The 16,407-nt window shown below is 50.4% G+C and carries 15 protein-coding genes; all 15 read right to left on the reverse strand.

The annotated features are described in order from the left end of the window. Positions 1–3: 3 nt before the first annotated feature. The 15 genes from PHR44_06530 to PHR44_06600 all read right to left on the reverse strand — a co-directional run bounded on the left by PHR44_06530 (position 4) and on the right by PHR44_06600 (position 16,407). Positions 4–696: a response regulator transcription factor gene (locus PHR44_06530; protein MDD4910309.1), complete on the reverse strand. Its 693-nt coding sequence runs from the start codon at positions 694–696 to the stop codon at positions 4–6. 28 nt (positions 697–724) lie between these two features. Next, complete coding sequence (locus PHR44_06535) at positions 725–2,161, reverse strand: hypothetical protein (GenBank protein ID MDD4910310.1); 1,437 nt, start codon at positions 2,159–2,161, stop codon at positions 725–727. Between the two features lie 102 nt (positions 2,162–2,263). Then, positions 2,264–3,274, reverse strand: coding sequence for a type I glyceraldehyde-3-phosphate dehydrogenase (gene gap / locus PHR44_06540; protein MDD4910311.1), 1,011 nt, complete (start codon positions 3,272–3,274; stop codon positions 2,264–2,266). 15 nt (positions 3,275–3,289) lie between these two features. Further along, complete coding sequence (gene galT, locus PHR44_06545) at positions 3,290–4,288, reverse strand: galactose-1-phosphate uridylyltransferase (GenBank protein ID MDD4910312.1); 999 nt, start codon at positions 4,286–4,288, stop codon at positions 3,290–3,292. After that, entirely contained in the window at positions 4,289–5,311 is a 1,023-nt protein-coding gene (locus PHR44_06550) for a DUF4931 domain-containing protein (protein ID MDD4910313.1), read from the reverse strand. A 57-nt stretch (positions 5,312–5,368) separates the two neighbouring features. Next, positions 5,369–6,316, reverse strand: coding sequence for a methionyl-tRNA formyltransferase (gene fmt, locus PHR44_06555; protein ID MDD4910314.1), 948 nt, complete (start codon positions 6,314–6,316; stop codon positions 5,369–5,371). A gap of 6 nt (positions 6,317–6,322) precedes the next feature. Then, positions 6,323–8,179: a primosomal protein N' gene (gene priA, locus PHR44_06560; protein ID MDD4910315.1), complete on the reverse strand. Its 1,857-nt coding sequence runs from the start codon at positions 8,177–8,179 to the stop codon at positions 6,323–6,325. Then, on the reverse strand, positions 8,142–9,251 hold the full coding sequence (locus PHR44_06565; protein ID MDD4910316.1) for a glycosyltransferase: 1,110 nt from the start codon (positions 9,249–9,251) through the stop codon (positions 8,142–8,144). Before PHR44_06565 ends, priA begins: the two co-directional genes overlap by 38 nt. After that, positions 9,248–9,802 (reverse strand): HAD family hydrolase, encoded by a 555-nt coding sequence (locus PHR44_06570; GenBank protein MDD4910317.1) that lies wholly within the window; start codon positions 9,800–9,802, stop codon positions 9,248–9,250. The genes PHR44_06565 and PHR44_06570 overlap by 4 nt, the downstream gene beginning before the upstream one ends. Positions 9,803–9,881: 79 nt before the next feature. Continuing rightward, positions 9,882–10,919 (reverse strand): GDP-mannose 4,6-dehydratase, encoded by a 1,038-nt coding sequence (locus PHR44_06575; GenBank protein ID MDD4910318.1) that lies wholly within the window; start codon positions 10,917–10,919, stop codon positions 9,882–9,884. Beyond that, positions 10,916–11,683, reverse strand: coding sequence for a glycosyltransferase family 2 protein (locus PHR44_06580; protein ID MDD4910319.1), 768 nt, complete (start codon positions 11,681–11,683; stop codon positions 10,916–10,918). The genes PHR44_06575 and PHR44_06580 overlap by 4 nt, the downstream gene beginning before the upstream one ends. Continuing rightward, positions 11,680–12,738 carry a glycosyltransferase family 9 protein gene (locus PHR44_06585; protein MDD4910320.1) on the reverse strand — a complete coding sequence of 353 codons (1,059 nt, stop codon included), beginning with the start codon at positions 12,736–12,738 and terminating at the stop codon, positions 11,680–11,682. Before PHR44_06585 ends, PHR44_06580 begins: the two co-directional genes overlap by 4 nt. Beyond that, positions 12,738–13,709: a glycosyltransferase family 9 protein gene (locus PHR44_06590; protein ID MDD4910321.1), complete on the reverse strand. Its 972-nt coding sequence runs from the start codon at positions 13,707–13,709 to the stop codon at positions 12,738–12,740. The genes PHR44_06585 and PHR44_06590 overlap by 1 nt, the downstream gene beginning before the upstream one ends. Then, positions 13,706–14,944, reverse strand: a complete 1,239-nt coding sequence (locus PHR44_06595; GenBank protein ID MDD4910322.1) for an O-antigen ligase family protein — start codon at positions 14,942–14,944, stop codon at positions 13,706–13,708. The genes PHR44_06590 and PHR44_06595 overlap by 4 nt, the downstream gene beginning before the upstream one ends. After that, positions 14,944–16,407, reverse strand: coding sequence for a radical SAM protein (locus PHR44_06600; protein MDD4910323.1), 1,464 nt, complete (start codon positions 16,405–16,407; stop codon positions 14,944–14,946). The genes PHR44_06595 and PHR44_06600 overlap by 1 nt, the downstream gene beginning before the upstream one ends.

A 16,407-nucleotide genomic window follows, 5' to 3' on the forward strand; every position in this document is an offset into this window, starting at 1 on the left:
AACTTACTCCTCCGCCTCAAACCTGTAGCCGTAATTTTTCACGGTAATGATCCGCCTTGCCTCAGTTCTTAATTTCGCGCGCAAAGTCCTGATATGCACATCCACGGTGCGGGTCTGGATTTCAATCGCGTGGTCAAACCCCCAGATGGTATCCAGCAGATAATCGCGCGATAAGACCCTGCCTTTGGCCTTGATCAGCGTCTTCAATAATTCAAATTCTTTGGCAGTAAGCGCTGCCGTCCTGCCTTTGACAGAAACCAGGATCTTGGAAAAATCCATGGTCAAACCCCCTATCTTGAGCACTTCCGGCAGATTCCCTTTATCCTGCACCCTGCGCAGGACCGCTTTCACCCGGGCTATTAACTCCCTGGGACTGAACGGCTTGGTGATGTAGTCGTCAGCGCCTAATTCCAAACCCAGGATCTTATCCGCCTCCTGGGCCTTAGCAGTCAGCATAACTATAGGAATTATGGCGGTCCTGCCTTCCTTCTTCAATATCTTGCAAACCTCTAAGCCGTCTATTCCCGGCAGCATTAAATCCAAAATGATCAGATCCGGGTGCTCTCTCCTGGCTAAACTTAATGCGGCTTCGCCGTCATAGCAGGAAAGCGTCCTGAAGCCATCCTTTTTGAGATTATAGTCAAGCATCTTGACTATATCTCTTTCGTCCTCTACTATCAATATCTTTTCTTTCATTCCGTCTTAACTCCTTTATGGCGCTGATTTAACCGCGGCCCTCTATGTATCTGCTTAAATACCCGCCTGTCAGAGAGTCAATGCGGGCAGTCAGCTCATCTATCCTGAGCATCAAATCATCAAATGAGGCGTCCCGCGAACCGGGGACGCCGGTCAGCTTATTCTGAAGCCGCCTTCGCTCAAAATACAGCCGGTCCAGATCCTCCAATATATCATTCCTTAACTCTACCATAAGGCGCGACCGCACGTCAATGGATGTCTGGTGCTCATTATAGATCCAGTCACCCAGGTCCCAGGCAAGATTTACATCCCAGCCGTCAGTGCGGTCCCTGGGCCCGGATATTATGTAATCCTTGGTCGCGCTGGTATAGATCTCATATGTATCGCTTATTGAGCGGTCATAGCCGATGCTCATTGTGGGCAAGAAGGCGCGCTTCGCGGCTTTCCTGCGCCAATGAGTTATCTTGGCTGGGCTGACCTCCGCGTACTCTATGGCAGCCCTGTGCAGCTGCTCTATTGTCGGCTCTATTCCAAACACTTTCAGGCGCTCAAACATAACACTGTTACCAACCACGCTGCCGGTCTGCGCCTGCTGTTCGTAGATACCCTGCCTGTCTATAACAAAATACTCCCTCACGGCCGAGTTAAAGGCAAGGCCTTTTATTTCATAAAACTCCCTGCCGCTGTCTACCTGTTCAACCGCGTTGTTCGCGTGCCAGAATTTATAAACCGTGTTCCTGCCGGAAACATACAGGCATTGATCATCGCCTGAAGGCGCGATGCCCGTTATCTCCATTCCGCTGAGAATAGCGACTTTACTTATTAAAATACCGCTGCCTGTGAACTCCAGAGTGTAAAGCCCTGACCTGCTGCCAAGCGCCAGCCCCGCCTCATCGCCGCCTATAAAACCCAGCGCGTTGACCTCTCCGGGAAGCATTTCTTCCGTGTCCCCGGAGGGTTCGTCGGAGTCCGCCTCTTCATCGGGGCGGTTTATGCCTCCCAGAAAGATCCTCTCCCAGGACCTGCCGTCATCCTTTGAAACAAACAAACCTTCTTCCGATACGGCATAAACATATTCACCGGCAACAACCGCCTTAAATACCTCTCCCCTAAGGCCGCCGTAAGCCCTTACCCAGTTCTTGCCTGAATTATGGCTTATATATAAACCGTTCTTTGTGCCGGCGAATATAAGGTTGGCTTTTAATGCCGCGGATAGCGTATCGCCTTTGTCTTCGGTAAAATAATGAAATATCTTCTTGAACGCGGCTCCGCTGTCATCGCTGAAATATAACCCCTCGGCAGTGGCAGCCGCTATTAGATCGCCCGTTCCTCCTCCGAATATGACCTGGTTTATATCCTTGCTGTTGACCTGAGACGCGAGCGAATCCTGCCATTTGACATCAGCGCAAAAGGCCGTGCCGGACAACAGGAGAAAAGATATTACCGCGGCAACGCAGCTCTTCATAACAACTCCCCTCGTTTTATGACCGCCCCTTATTAAACAAAATGGGGCAGGCGGCCTTTCGGCTTCCTGTCCCATTGTTTGAAACTGATGCGGTTAACCTTACTATAACCCTTTGCCGGCGATGAATTCAACAAGGTCAACAACGCGGCAGGAATAGCCCCATTCGTTGTCATACCATGCCGCCAATTTAGCGAAATTACCGCCTATGACCTTGGTAAGGTCCGGGTCAAATATGCATGATTTGGGATTGCCCACAAAGTCCTTAGAGACCAAAGGCGCCTCGGAATATTCCAGGACGCGCTTCATCGCTCCGTCCGCGGCTTTCTTGAAGGCGGCGTTTATCTCTTCAACGCTGGTGGATCTTTCCAGCTCGCAGGTAAGGTCGGTCAATGATACGTCCGGCGTGGGAACGCGTATGGCAAAGCCGTCCATCTTGCCTTTCAACTGAGGCAGGACAGAGCCGATCGCCTTTGCCGCGCCTGTTGAAGTGGGTATCATTGATACCGCTGCCGCGCGGGCGCGCCTTAAGTCCTTATGCGGCAGGTCCAGGATCCTCTGGTCGTTGGTATAAGAATGTATCGTGGTCATAAGGCCGCGCTTAATGCCGAAATTATCCAGCAGGACCTTTGCCAGCGGAGCCAGGCAGTTGGTGGTGCAGGAGGCGTTTGAGATCACGGAATGCTTCGCCGGGTCATACATATTGTCGTTGACGCCCAGGACTATGGTGACATCCTCATTCTTCGCGGGGGCGGAGATTATGACCTTTTTGGCGCCCTGCGCGATGTGCCCCTGCGCCTTTTCCTTGTCGGTAAATATACCGGTGGATTCCACGACTATATCTACCCCCAGGTCCTTCCAGGGGATCTCAGACGGTAATTTATAACTTATGATCTTCAGCTCTTTACCGTTGACGATCAGCGAGTTGTCCGTTGCCTTGACCTCTTCTTTCAATATCCCGAAGGTCGAATCATATTTCAGAAGATGCGCCAGCGTCTTGGTCCCTACCGGCAGATCGTTCACCGCCACGAAATCAATGTTCTTATTATTGAGCCCTGCCCTGTAAACGAGCCTGCCGATCCTGCCGAAACCGTTAATGCCTACTCTAACTGCCATTTTACTACCTCCTTCTTATAGTTTTATTTTCCTGAGATATCCTGCCGCCAGCTCCGGCGGCGTAGGAACTATGTAAAAGCCGGTCCCCCATTCAAAACCGGCAACGCGCGTAAGTTTAGGCATGATCTCTATATGCCAATGATAGCTCTCGCTTCCACTCTCGCCTAAAGGAGAGGTATGTATGATAAAGTTGTACGACGGATCGGATAAGACATTTTTGATCTTCAGCAATGTTTCTTTCAACACCGCGGCAAGCGCCTCTTTCTCGCCGTTATCTATAGAGTGGAAATGGCCCGAATGTTTCTTCGGCACGATCCAGGCCTCAAAGGCGAACCTGGAGACAAAAGGGCAAAAGGCGATAAACCTGTCCGTCTCAAGGATTATCCTTTCCTCCTCCTCCTGTTCCTGCTGGATTATGTCGCAGAATATGCATCTATCGCGAAATCCAAAATAATCAGCCGAACCGCTAAGCTCTTCCATCACGTTCTTAGGCACCATAGGCAGGGCGATAAGCTGAGAATGAGGGTGCTCCAAAGACGCGCCGGCAGAAGGGCCGTAATTTTTAAATATAAGTATATATTTGAAACGCTTGTCTTTTTTGAGGTCCAGGCAGCGGCTGCAGTATTTGTCTATAACATCCCTTATCTGCGGGACATCCAGGTCTGAGAGCTCCTTATGGTGGTCGGGCGACTCTATAATGATCTCATGCGCCCCTACGCCGGCAGTCATATCAAACACCCCTACGCCGGACCTCTCTAAATCACCCTCTATGCGCAGGGCGGGAAATTTATTAGGCACAACCCTCACCGACCAGCCGGGAGTATTGGGCTTTGTATGCGGCTGCCGCACGGCTTCGATCTCGGGAGGCGTCAGGCCCTCATTGCCGCTGCAGAAAGGGCACTCGCCCTTCTTCCATTCGTGGGCCTCCCTCTCAAAATCGCCGGGCCCCATAGGGCGCTCAACGTTGGTAATGACCCACCTGCCTATGACAGGGTCCCTTCTTAACTCACCCATCTATATCTTTATCCCCTTCAAAAATTTAGTCGCGTCTTCAGGCGCCAGCGGGCAGATATAAAAACCTGTGCCCCACTCAAAACCCGCCACCCTGGTCAAACGCGGCATGATCTCTATGTGCCAGTGGAAATCGCTGTCTATGGTCTTCCAGTAACCCGCCTTCTGCCTCCTGAAAGGCGCGCTATGTATGATATAATTATAGGGCGGGTTGTCCAGCCCGATATTCAACTTCTGCAGCACCTGCTTTATCATCAACGCCAGATATTTTCTGTTCTGCGGTTCTATGCTCGCGAAATCAGCGGAATGTTTCTTAGGGAGTATCCAGACCTCAAAAGGGAACCTTGAGGCAAACGGGCTTATGGCCACAAATCCGTCAAGGTCAAGTATGACCCTTTCGCCGGAATCCAGTTCCTGCTTTATCAGATCGCAGAAAACACAACGCTCGCGGTATTCAAAATATTTCCGCGCGCCAACCAGCTTTTCCTTCACCCTCTTGGGTGTAACCGGCGTGGCGATCAGCTGAGAACGCGAGTGTTTGATCCTGCCGCCGCCGGATGCCCAGCCGTAATTTTTAAAAACAAGGACGTATTTAAACCTTTCGTCTTTCTCCAGGTCGTTTATGCGGCTGATGTAAGTATTGATGACCTCCTCTATGAGCTCCGGGGGCAGATCAGCCATATTGGCTATATGCGCGTTTGTCTCTATCACGACTTCGTGCGCCCCGATCCCGTTCATAAGGTCATACAGGCCGTGGCCGCGCCTCTCTATCCCGTCTTTGACCTCAAGAAAAGGGGCGATGCTGGAGACCACCCTCACGCGCCAGCCGGGGCTGTTCGGTTTTGTCTCTCCCGCGCGGACGGCGTATATTTCAGGAGGGGTCATTGCCTCCCTGCCTTCACAAAAAGGGCATTCGCCTTCCGACGGCGCCTCTGTGGCAGGCGCGAATGAGTCCGGCCTCTTCTTTCTTTCGGTGGCAATAATAACCCAGCGTCCTATTATGGGGTCTTTCCTTAATTCAGGCATCTTTCAGGGAATTATATTTTTAAAGAATTGGAAGTTTTATTATAACATCCTTATATCTTATTGCAACAGATTTCTCCCGCCCAGGACTTCACCGGGGGACATCTTATGCCCGGCAATGAACTCCCGCGCGCTCATCGATCTGGCCCCTTCTAATTGCAATTCCTGGATGATAACCGCGCCTGAGCCCGCCTTGACCGTGATGCCGCTTTTGCCGACACTGACAACTTCTGCCGGTCCGGCCCCCTTAAAGTCATTTTCCGACAAGGCGGCCTTCAATATCTTCAGATTCTTACCTATATAATATGTGAAGGCGCAGGGCCAGCCGGCCAGGCCGCGGACCAGATCATGTATCTGAAGCGCGCCGCATGACCAGTCTATCAACCCGTCTTCTTTCTTCAGCTTAGGGGCGAAGGTCGCCTCTTTCTCGTTTTGCTTTATCAGGCTGAATCCGCCTTTATCTATGCTTTCGATCGCCTCGATCAATCTCCTGCTTCCCAGCGAAGATAATTTGCCCGCGAGCGTTACGGCGTTATCATCCGGGCTGATCGCGGTCTCGTCTTTCAGCAGGATGTCTCCCGCGTCCATCTTCTCGTTCATGCGGATAATGGACACCCCTGTCTTCTTCTCTCCGCTTATTATCGCCCGGTTTATGGGCGCCGCGCCCCTGTATTTAGGTAAAAGCGAGGCATGGAGATTTATAGAAAATGTTTTGGGTATATCAAGTATCGGCTTAGGTATTATCTTGCCGTAGGAAACTACCACAAACAAATCCGCCTGCCTCTCCTTAAGCGCCCGCAGGCACTTTTTGTCCAACGCGGCCGGCTGATAAACTTCGATACCCTTGCTCACAGCCAGTTCTTTTACCGGCGTAGCAGAGACCTTCAGGCCCCTGCCCTTAGCCCTGTCAGGCTGGGTCACCACAAGCGCGACCTTATGCCGGCTCTCCAGTATCGCCTGAAGCGGCTTGACCGCGAATTCCGAGCTTCCGAAAAATACAATGTCCATACAACCTCACACCGGGTCCACGTCCACAGTCACAATTATACCCGACGGACGGAAATCCCTCAAGGCCTCTTTTAACCTGGGAGATGTTGACCGCGGACGGCTGCTGTTTATGACTATCTGCCGGCGAAAATTTCCCCGCAGCTTAAAAGGCGTATTCCTGACGCTGCCTATCAAACTGGTGTGTTTATAGGGAGCGAACTTATCCTTCAACAGGTCAAACAGCTTGCCTGACGCCTCCTCCACCTTATCCTGCTCCCTGCCCCTGAGGTTGACCAGGATAATATGCCTGTATGGCGGCAGGTTCAGCTGCTTTCTCGTGGAAAATTCATTCTTATAAAAAAGCCCATAGTCGTCTTTCTTAACGGCCTCAAAACAATAATGCTGCGGGCTCATGGTCTGGATGGCCATCCTGCCCCGGCATAATCTTTTTAATTTAAACAACAAAGCGAACGCCTTCTCCGCCGCCCTGAAATCCGCCTGGTTAAGAAGGTTGTCCACCGATACCACTCCCAGCAGATCCACGGGGGGCAGGTGCGCCTTCAAGACGACCTGAGAAGCCACAAGGATGTCGCGATCAGTGTCCGGGCGCGGGCTCTCGCTGTCAAGCCTCCCGATAGATGCTTGAGGGAATATCCTCCTCAATTCGCCTTCCAGCTTTTCAATGCCGAAACTAAAATAATGCATATACCCCGCGTTGCATTTCGGGCAGATATTCCGGACCTCCGTCTTATAGTTACAGCGCCTGCAGAGGAACAGGTTCCTGTCCAGATGAAAGACCAGAGGCAGGTTGCAGCGTTCGCAGATAAATGTGAAGCCGCAGGAAGGGCACTTTATATTCTGCGCGAAACCGCTTCTGTTGGAGAACAATATCACCTTTCGCGAAGAAGAAAGCGCGTCCCCGATCAGCCTCTCCATCTCAAGAGAAATAATGTACTCCCCCTTCTTGCGGAAATGCTTGAGAAACTCCTTACGCATATCAATAATGGAGACCTCACATAATGGGGCGCCGGGTTCCAACACAGTTAATTTAGCCGCCTCGCCCGAGGCCATATTATACGCCTCCAAAGAAGGCATCTGCGATGTCAGTATCACGCTTACGCCTTCCAGCCTGGACCGGAACAGAGCGACCTCTCTGGCGTTATAACAGGGCGCCTGCTCCTGTTTGTAAACGGGGTTTGACTCGTCTTCCAGTATGATCAATCCCAGGTTCTTGATCTGAGAGAAGACCGCGGAACGCATACCAAGAAACGCCTTCGGCTCCGCTCCGGCCAGCAGCTCTAATTTTCGCGCCCCTGTCTTAAAGGATTCCTCTTTCATTATCACCACGGGCTCGATACCCAGATCCTGCTTTATCCGCGCCTCTGTGTCTGATAATGCCGACGCCTCCGGCACGACTATCAGCACGGACATACCTTCCTTCATAAGATCCCTGATCCTGCTGAAATACCAATAACGCTTATCTCCGGCTGGATCAAATATGAGTTCTACGGACGCGCTTCTGCCGCGGATGTTTTCCGGAGGATAACCGTTTATTCCCGGAAACGGCTTATTGCGCGCCAGAAAACGCGGCAGGCCCGTCTCGATCATCATTCCCCAGGAAGAGCAATAATAAATAGAAAGCTCCCTGCAAAGCTCCAGGTATTGCCTGCTGAGAACGGCGGAACCGTCCAATACGCCGGCGATCTCTTTGATTTTCTTGAAGGGGGTTTTAGAACAGGTGCCGACTACAAAACCGAGGAGGGCGCGGTTACGAAACGGGACAACGACCCTCGAACCTGCCTTAAGAAAAGAATGTTCCCGCGGTATAATATAATCAAAGGGGCCTTCAGGAGGGATCCCCAGGGCAACTTTTGCATATTTCATCGTATATCTGGCTTAAAACTGCCGGGTTGGACAACTGCCGCACGCGGGCAGCGGCAGATCTAGCATTGTCCGGATCATTCTTCAGATCCAGGACCGCCTCTTTTACCGCCTCCGCGCTATCTGCCAGCGCGCCTACGCCATAGCGCGCTAATACCCTGACGTTGCTTACCTCCTGTCCGGGTATGGGAGAAATAAAGATCATCGGCAGGCCCATGGCTATGCTCTCCGATACAGACAGCCCGCCCGGCTTTGTGACTATCGCATCTGCCGCCGCCATTAATTCATACATATTGTCCACAAATCCGAATACCTTCACGCCGCGAAGGTTACTTTCGTTCAATTTTCGGAATATCTTCCTGTTATGCCCGCAGACAACCATAAGATCGACATTGCCCCGCAGCCGCTCAACTATCCTCTCTAACGGCCCCATGCCGACCGTGCCGCCGGCGATCAATACAGTAAACCCGTCTTTCCGCAGGCCAAGCTTCATCCTCATGAGCGCCTTATCGTAAATACGGTGGTACTCTTCGGCAACAGGTATGCCTGTGACCATGATCCTGGACCTGTCTATACCCAGCGCCATAAGAGCATCCCTGGTGCTGTCCAGGGCGACCACAAATTTATATACAGAATCAAACAGCCAGTATCTGTGCACGTCAAAATCGGTGATCACGCAAAAAAGGCGCGCGCGCAGGCCTCTATACTTTATGAGAAAATCCAGGATCTCATTGATCAGAAAATGGGTGGAGATGATCACGTCCGGCCTGGACCGGAAAACATACCGCGCGAACCCGGAGGTATTTAAGCGGTTGACCAGAAACCTGAAGGGGCTGCTGATACTGGCGCAAAAATGAGAGAGATGATACAACAGCGCCCAGACAGGCCTGAGCCGGGTTATAAGATATAAGTAGCCGCGGTCATATATTCTTTTAAAAACGGGGTTGGTGAACGCCAGGATGTCTATAAGTTCGGCGCTATGCTGAGGGTGATGGCGGGTAAGATAACTATGTACCGCCTCCGCCGATTTCCTGTGGCCGGTGCCGCTTGAGGCATAACAAACCAGTATCTTCATCGCAGGATAATATCAACCGCTTCCCGCAGGTCGGAAGCGGTGTGATCCGGGGCAGCATCCCAGGCGCTTTTATTGCGCGGCTTCTCCTTGCCGGAAAATACCACGATCGTCTTTAACCCGGCGGATCTGCCTGTCTTTACGTCAACAATAGAATCGCCCACAAAGAAACACCTGGAGAGATCCAATTTCTGACTTTTTCCAGCTAAAAGTTTCACGGCCTTATCTATCAAGCCGGTCCTGGGCTTCCTGCAGGGACAATTATCCGCGGCAGTATGCGTGCAGTAAGAAACGCAATCTACGACAGCCCCTTCGGCTTTAAGTTTTGACAGCATCTTTTGAGTTATCTCATTAAGTGAGTCCTGGCTGAACAGGCCCCTGCCTACGCCTGACTGGTTGGACACGACGCATACCTTGAACCCCGCCTTGTTCAGTTTCTTTATCGCGTCTATGGCCCCAGGTAGAAAGACAAACTCCTTCCAGGAGGTAACGTAGCTGTCGTCTCCGGGGTATTTGTTTATGACGCCGTCCCTGTCCAAAAATACAATTTTCATATTTCCTCTACACGCTTACGCGTGTAGTATCCTTTGCCTCTCTTGGAATTGCCATTCCCCACACGTGAGTGTGGGGTAATCACCTAAAGAATTTCTCATTCTCCTTTACCCACTCAATGAGCCGGCCTATACCCTGCGGCACGCTCGTCCCCGCCTTCCAGCCCAGCGCCTTCTCCACCTTTTTTGTATCCGAAATGTACACCTTCTGGTCGGAAGGCCTCCAGCCGCAGAATTTAATGTCCGTCCCCGTACCGGTCTGTTTTTTTAATTCATCCATGAATTCAAGAAGCGACGCGGTGTTAGCGGGGCCTCCGCCTATGTTGAAGACCTCGCCCTTTATATTGCTATGTATGAATTTGTCAAACGCGTCCACCAGATCGGTGACATAAAGCAGGTCTCTGACCTGCTTGCCGTCACCATAAATATTGATGGGCTTGCGGAAAAGATTGGCGATCACAAACCAGGCAACCCATCCCTGGTCCTCAAAGCCGAACTGCCTGACGCCGTAAATACAGGACATCCTGAATATGCCTGTCCTCATCCCGTAAATATGCCCGTACTCCTGAGTATAAAGGTCGCCGGTCAGCTTTGACACGCCGTAAGGCGTATGGCCGGTCAGGTCCGTGCACATGGATTCGTTTATGCCGGCACTGCCATCATAGGTATACCTTTTCCCGCCTTCCTTCAACGGTATGCTGTCGATATTTTCTCCATAGACCTTGTTGGTAGAACAGTAAACAAACGCCGCGTCTTTGTTCTTCTGCCTTAAGGCCTCAAGCACATTGATCGTGCCGAAGGCGTTTATGCTGAAGTCCTCAAGGGGCATCCTGACCGAAGAAGGCACTCCCGGCTGGCCCGCGGTATGTATACAGGCGTCAACACCTTTTCCTATCGCCTTCTTTACGTCCTGTTCATTCCTCACATCCCCCTTTACCCTCTCTATATTCTTATATTGTTTCAGATAGTTCCAGTTGAATTCCACCGAATCCTTGTCGTAGCCGAACAACTTTGAGCGCATCAGGTTATCCAACGCGACAACATCATAGCCCTTCCTGGCAAAATGCTCCGCGCAATGCGAACCCACCAATCCTGCTCCGCCAGTGACCAATATCCTCATCTTGTTTCCTTCTCCTTTCTTTTCATCTCCCAGAATTTAGCGTAACTCATGATCTGATACATTGAAGCGAAATAAGAAACCATAAAACCCGTAAATCCGTCCTTGTACGCGCCCTTGCCGATATAGCTGCGAAAAAACCTGTCCACGGCGCGCCAAAACGCGTGGAAAAGCGTCATCCTCCTGCCGGCCTTAAACCATTTTAACGCCTCTCTGCCTGATTGAGAGTTCAATTTGTCAACAAAATCCGCGAAATCCCTGTAGGAATAATGTATCAGATCGGCCCTGATGTGGCCGCTCTCCCCGTCAAGGAACGCGCGCGGATGCACCTCAACCTCTTCATATTTGAACTTATCTTTCATGAACAGGCGCAGCTGCCCTCCGGGGTACCAGCCGCCATGCCTCACCCAGTAATCGCCGATATAATTTCTCCTCTGCACGCTAAAACCAGTATACCTGACGTTGTCCTCCAGCGCCTTCTGGATCCCGTCTCTTAATTCAGGCGTGACCCGCTCATCAGCGTCCAAACTCAATACCCAGGCATTCCTTGCCTGTGAATACGCCCAATTCCTATGCGTACCCTCTACTTCCATCTTCCTGCTTATGACCTTATGGGTATACCTTGAAGCGATCTCCACAGTCGAATCGGTGCTTAAATCATCTATTACAATTATTTCGTCGGCCCAGCCCGCGACCGACTTCAGGCAATCTTCTATACGGGCCTCTTCATTCCTGCTAAGAACCACTACGGAAACCGGAACCCTCATGACAATAACCTTTCCGCTGCCTCATACACATCTTTTACATCTATATCCCTAAGACACTCATTCTCATTTAAACACTCATCTATCCTAAAGTTATTATAGCATGGCCTGCATTCAGTTTCCCGCGATATAACTATGTGCCTGCTGGACTTAGGATAAGGGCCATATACCCTTTCGTCAGTAGGGCCGAACAGGGAAACGGTCTTTATCCCCAAGGCAACGGCCATATGCAAAATGCCCCCGTCATTGGTAATCAATAATCCACACCTCTTAAGGAGCGCGGACAATGAGCCGAGGGATACCTTGCCCGCGGCATTGACCGGCCGGTTCTCCATTAAAGACATAATACCGCTTATCTGCCCCGCGTCGCCCTTGTCTCCCAGAAATATTACGCCGGCCCCCATATTCTTGATCAAATTATCCGCAAGCCCGGCAAAGTGTTCCTTCGGCCAATATTTAAGGCGGGCCTTCTCCCCCCAGCTTAATCCCCCCGCGGGGGCGATCCCTATGATCAAGGCGCCGCTTTTTATATTACGCGTTCTTAAAAAATCATCCGCCCGTAATTCATCCTCGGGCGCCGTAAACAACTCCATGTGTTCGCCTTGCCGGCTGATCCCGGCCTTGTTTAACAAATCAAGGTAATACTCGATGACGTGTTTATCCTTATATCCGGCAAGAGGGAACTTGTCCGTAAGAAAGCGGCCCCTGTTCTTAAAATCATACCCTATCCTTTTACGTATCCCGGCTAATTTACAAAGCAAGGCATAACGATGGTCCAAAGATAGATCAACCGCGGCATCAAACCTTTCCCTCCTGATACCTCTGGCTAAATCCAGCAAGGCGGCCGCCCCCTCAGGCCAGGACAGCTTTTTCAAATCGCCTCTGGACATGGCGAATATCCTGTCAACGTGAGGATTACGCCTTAAGATCTCCTCTACCCTGATATTGCACCAATAACCCAGAAAAACATTATCGGCGCTTCTCTTTATCGCCCTGGCCAGTGGCGTGGTAAACAGCACATCGCCGATACCGAAAGGATTTATTATAAGAAATCTCATTAAGACGATAACAAATTCACGGCAGCATCTATTACGCTTTGAGGGCTGATGCTGCTAAGCGAACCGGATTCGATCACGGCGTGTTTGACGCCCCATGGCCCCCATCTCCTGGCTGACTTACCCTGGATATCGTTCCTGAATACAGCCACCACAGGCGTACCTACCGCGGCAGCCATATGCACCGGCCCGCTGTCGTTAGATATCAGCAATTTGCACGTTTTTAACAGGGCTGCCAGTTGCCTTAAACTCAATTTGCCTGCCAGATTTACCGGCTGTCCCGGCCCCTGGCAGAATATTTCAGTTGCCTCCGCCTCCTCCTTGCCTCCGATAACCAACACCCTGCAGCGCAGGATATCCGGCAGGACCCCGGCAAGATAAGCGAAATTCTCCACAGGCCATTGCTTTACGGGGTCTGATGTCCAGGGGTGCAAGGCGATCAACATATCCCTGTCGGAAATGCCGGAATCCGCCAACAGCGACTTTATATACTCCTCATCATTCTTGTCCGTATCTATACGCGGCGACTTATCAGACGGCTCTATCCCGATGGCGGCCAAAAGGTCAAGATTATATTCTACCTCGTGTTTTTCTCCCAGGTGTTTCCTATCTTTTATCTTATGGGTCAACAAAAAACCCCACTTCCTGTCATAACCCACCCTTACGGGTATGCCTGCCAGGAAAACCGCTATATTAAATATCTTTCTGGGATTCAGGATGATGGCCGCGTCAAACCTCTCCTTTCTTATCTGCCCTGATAATCTGAGCCCGCTCAATAATCCGCCCATCGATCTTTCATCGTAAAGCATGATATCGTCTATATCGCGGCTGAGCGCGATGAGCTCCTTGACAACAGGGCTGACCATGACGCTGATATACGAAGAGGGGTATCTCTGTCTCAGCGCCCTTATCACCGGAAGATTCAAAATGAATTCGCCAAACCTGTCTGTCCTGATTATCAAGATCCTGTTCATTCACCCTGAGCTTCTTTCAGATTAAGAATGCCTAATAGGACACCGACCTCAAACCAAAACAGCACCGCGACCTTAGGGTAATACAGGACCGTTTCCGTAAATCCGTTGATAAGAAAAGCCAGGATCCCGCCCGTAATGCCCAGCGCGGCCATCTTTAAGAAATCATCTTTCAAATATCTGTATCTGCTCCAGGCATATTTAAACAAAGAGAAGGCCAGCCATAAGAACGCGATCAGCCCGAATATCCCGATCTCCCCCCACATATGAAGATAGATATTGTGCGCGTAACCGGCATTGCCGATATATACGCTGCCGTCTCTGATCTTATATTTATCAATGTGCAGGATATAGGTATTGACCCCGACTCCCAGCAAGGGGTTATGGCGTATCATATTCAGGGCGTTCCTATAGTCGCCTATCCTTTCCGGGTTCAGTAATATATCCCAAACCGAATCCGCCTTGCTGGACCAATCCCTTATGCCTGCCGGCATGCATATCACCCCAATAATAAAAATACACATTAAAAATATAAATACTGATTTGTTCCTCCTGGCCAGGCCGATCAAAACCAGGGCGGCAATAAGCCCTACAGCGGCCCCCCTGGCAAAGGTAAAGGCAAGGCAAAACAAAGATACGATCATAAGCAGGGCATAAGTTAACCTCCGGACTATGCCGTTATTCCAGCTATATATGAGCATGGCGGCGGCCAGAGGGATCACCGAAACCAGATAAGCGGCGAAAATATTGGTATGCGGAAACGCCGAATTTATCCTGGGCAGGCCCATATCCGCCTGTATCGCGTAAGCCCTCTGTCTGAAGAGATCCCAGCCGAATTGGAGCTGCCATATACCGTTTAAAGACGAAAGCAGCAGCCCCAGCATAGCCGAAATAACTATTCTTTTGGCGTATTTCCTGCCGGTTATCTCTTCGCAGACCACGGTAAACAACGAACCGAAATAAGCGAGTTTCCACATACCCTGCAGGCTTGCCCGCGGGCTTACCGTCTTGAATATGGAAACAAACGAAAGGGCCATCAACAGTAAAAATGGCCATTTAACAGGCATGCTCTTGAAAGAAAAATCCCTTCCCGCTATCCTTTTAACCAAAAAGGCCACGATCATGAATATGGAAACTACCGTGACCGCCGCGGAAGAAAAAGAGATCACAAAAGGGATGAGCAAAAGGAAAAACCCGGTCAATCTGTCCGCGTGCTTATATACCTTTTCTCTGTTCATTATTTCAGCAGTTTTTCCATAAAACCCTTTATCTTCGTTTCTAACATAAACCTGAAGAAAAGATGCCTCACCCGGAATTTTGCCAATGGGCGGTAGATCTCAATTAAGAACCTGACGACCCTGGACTTGACCATGTCCTTCGCGCGGTGCCTGTCTAAAAACATGGAGGAAAAGAATAAGGAAGAAATGTTTCTTTTCCTTTCCGGCGATTGCCAGAGATCATCTCCATAATCCGCGGTTTGCCAATCCTCCAGGCTTTTTCTATGGATAAATCCGCCATCAAGGCTTTTCTGATAAAGTATGGTCCCGGGATAAGGCGTATAAGGGCAGATCGGAGAAATGAGCGCGTTGGGGTTTTCCTCCATCAATTGAAATACCAGGTCCTTGGTTTTACGGATGTCTTCCCATGTTTCTTCGGGAAAGCCGCACATGAAATTATATTGAATGACAATGTCAAATCTGCGCCATTCTCTATTGACCTTTATTATATCACTGATCTTCAAATTCTTATTTATCTGTTTCAGCACGCGTTCAGACCCCGACTCCACTCCAAAGTGCACCTTCTTCAACCCTGACTTCAACAACACATCCATGTAATCATCATCCATTTTCAACGCTGAATTCACTGTTATCCCCTGCGCCTCCCAGAAAATATCCAACCCCTCATCTATTATGCCCTGTGCTATATTCAAACTGCGCCTTAGATCAACGAAAAAGTTATCGTCAACCACATAGTAGCTGTTTATATGATAACGGCCGGTCAGGTATTTCAGGTCGCGTATGACCCTTTCCGCGGAAAAAGCCCTCCACGTGCTGTTATTATAAGTGTAATTGTAACAAAAGGCGCAGCGATTAGGGCAGCCCCGCGATGTCTCTATATAAAATGTCCTGCGGCCCTTAAAACTGGGCAGGTATTTATTCAAGTCCACCAGGGACAACGGCAGTTCAGGCAGATCATCCAGATCCGCGAATTTTATTCCGGGATTCTTAACGGCCCGCCCTGCCTCTTTAAACCAGATGCCCTCTATCCCTTTCAGGCTGGATCTCGCTGCCAATCTTTTAACTAATTCCAGGAACGACGCCTCTCCTTCGCCGATAGCGACAATATCTACGGATTTATTCTCAAGCGTAGATTCAGGCAATATGCTGGAGTGTATGCCTCCCCAGACAACCGGGATATCGGACAGCGCCTTAACGTATCTTGAAACCTCAAGGGCATAGCCTATCTGCCTGCCGGTCATGGAAGTGACCCCCACGCAAAGCGGTTCCTTCTCGATCTCGCGTTTTAAGGTCTTCTTCCATTCCCTATCCACTCTGGTGTCTATTAAAACGACGTCAAATTCCCTGGCAACCCTCCTCGCGCAGGATAACAAAGCCAGCGGCAAAGACGGATGGGAGCGAAAATCATCCCAATCCCCTACCTTCGGCTGTACCAGTATTACTTTAGGCGTCTTATCGTCCAA

The sequence above is a fragment of the Candidatus Omnitrophota bacterium genome (assembly GCA_028707125.1).
Lineage (GTDB): Bacteria > Omnitrophota > Gorgyraeia > Gygaellales > JAQTUX01 > JAQTUX01.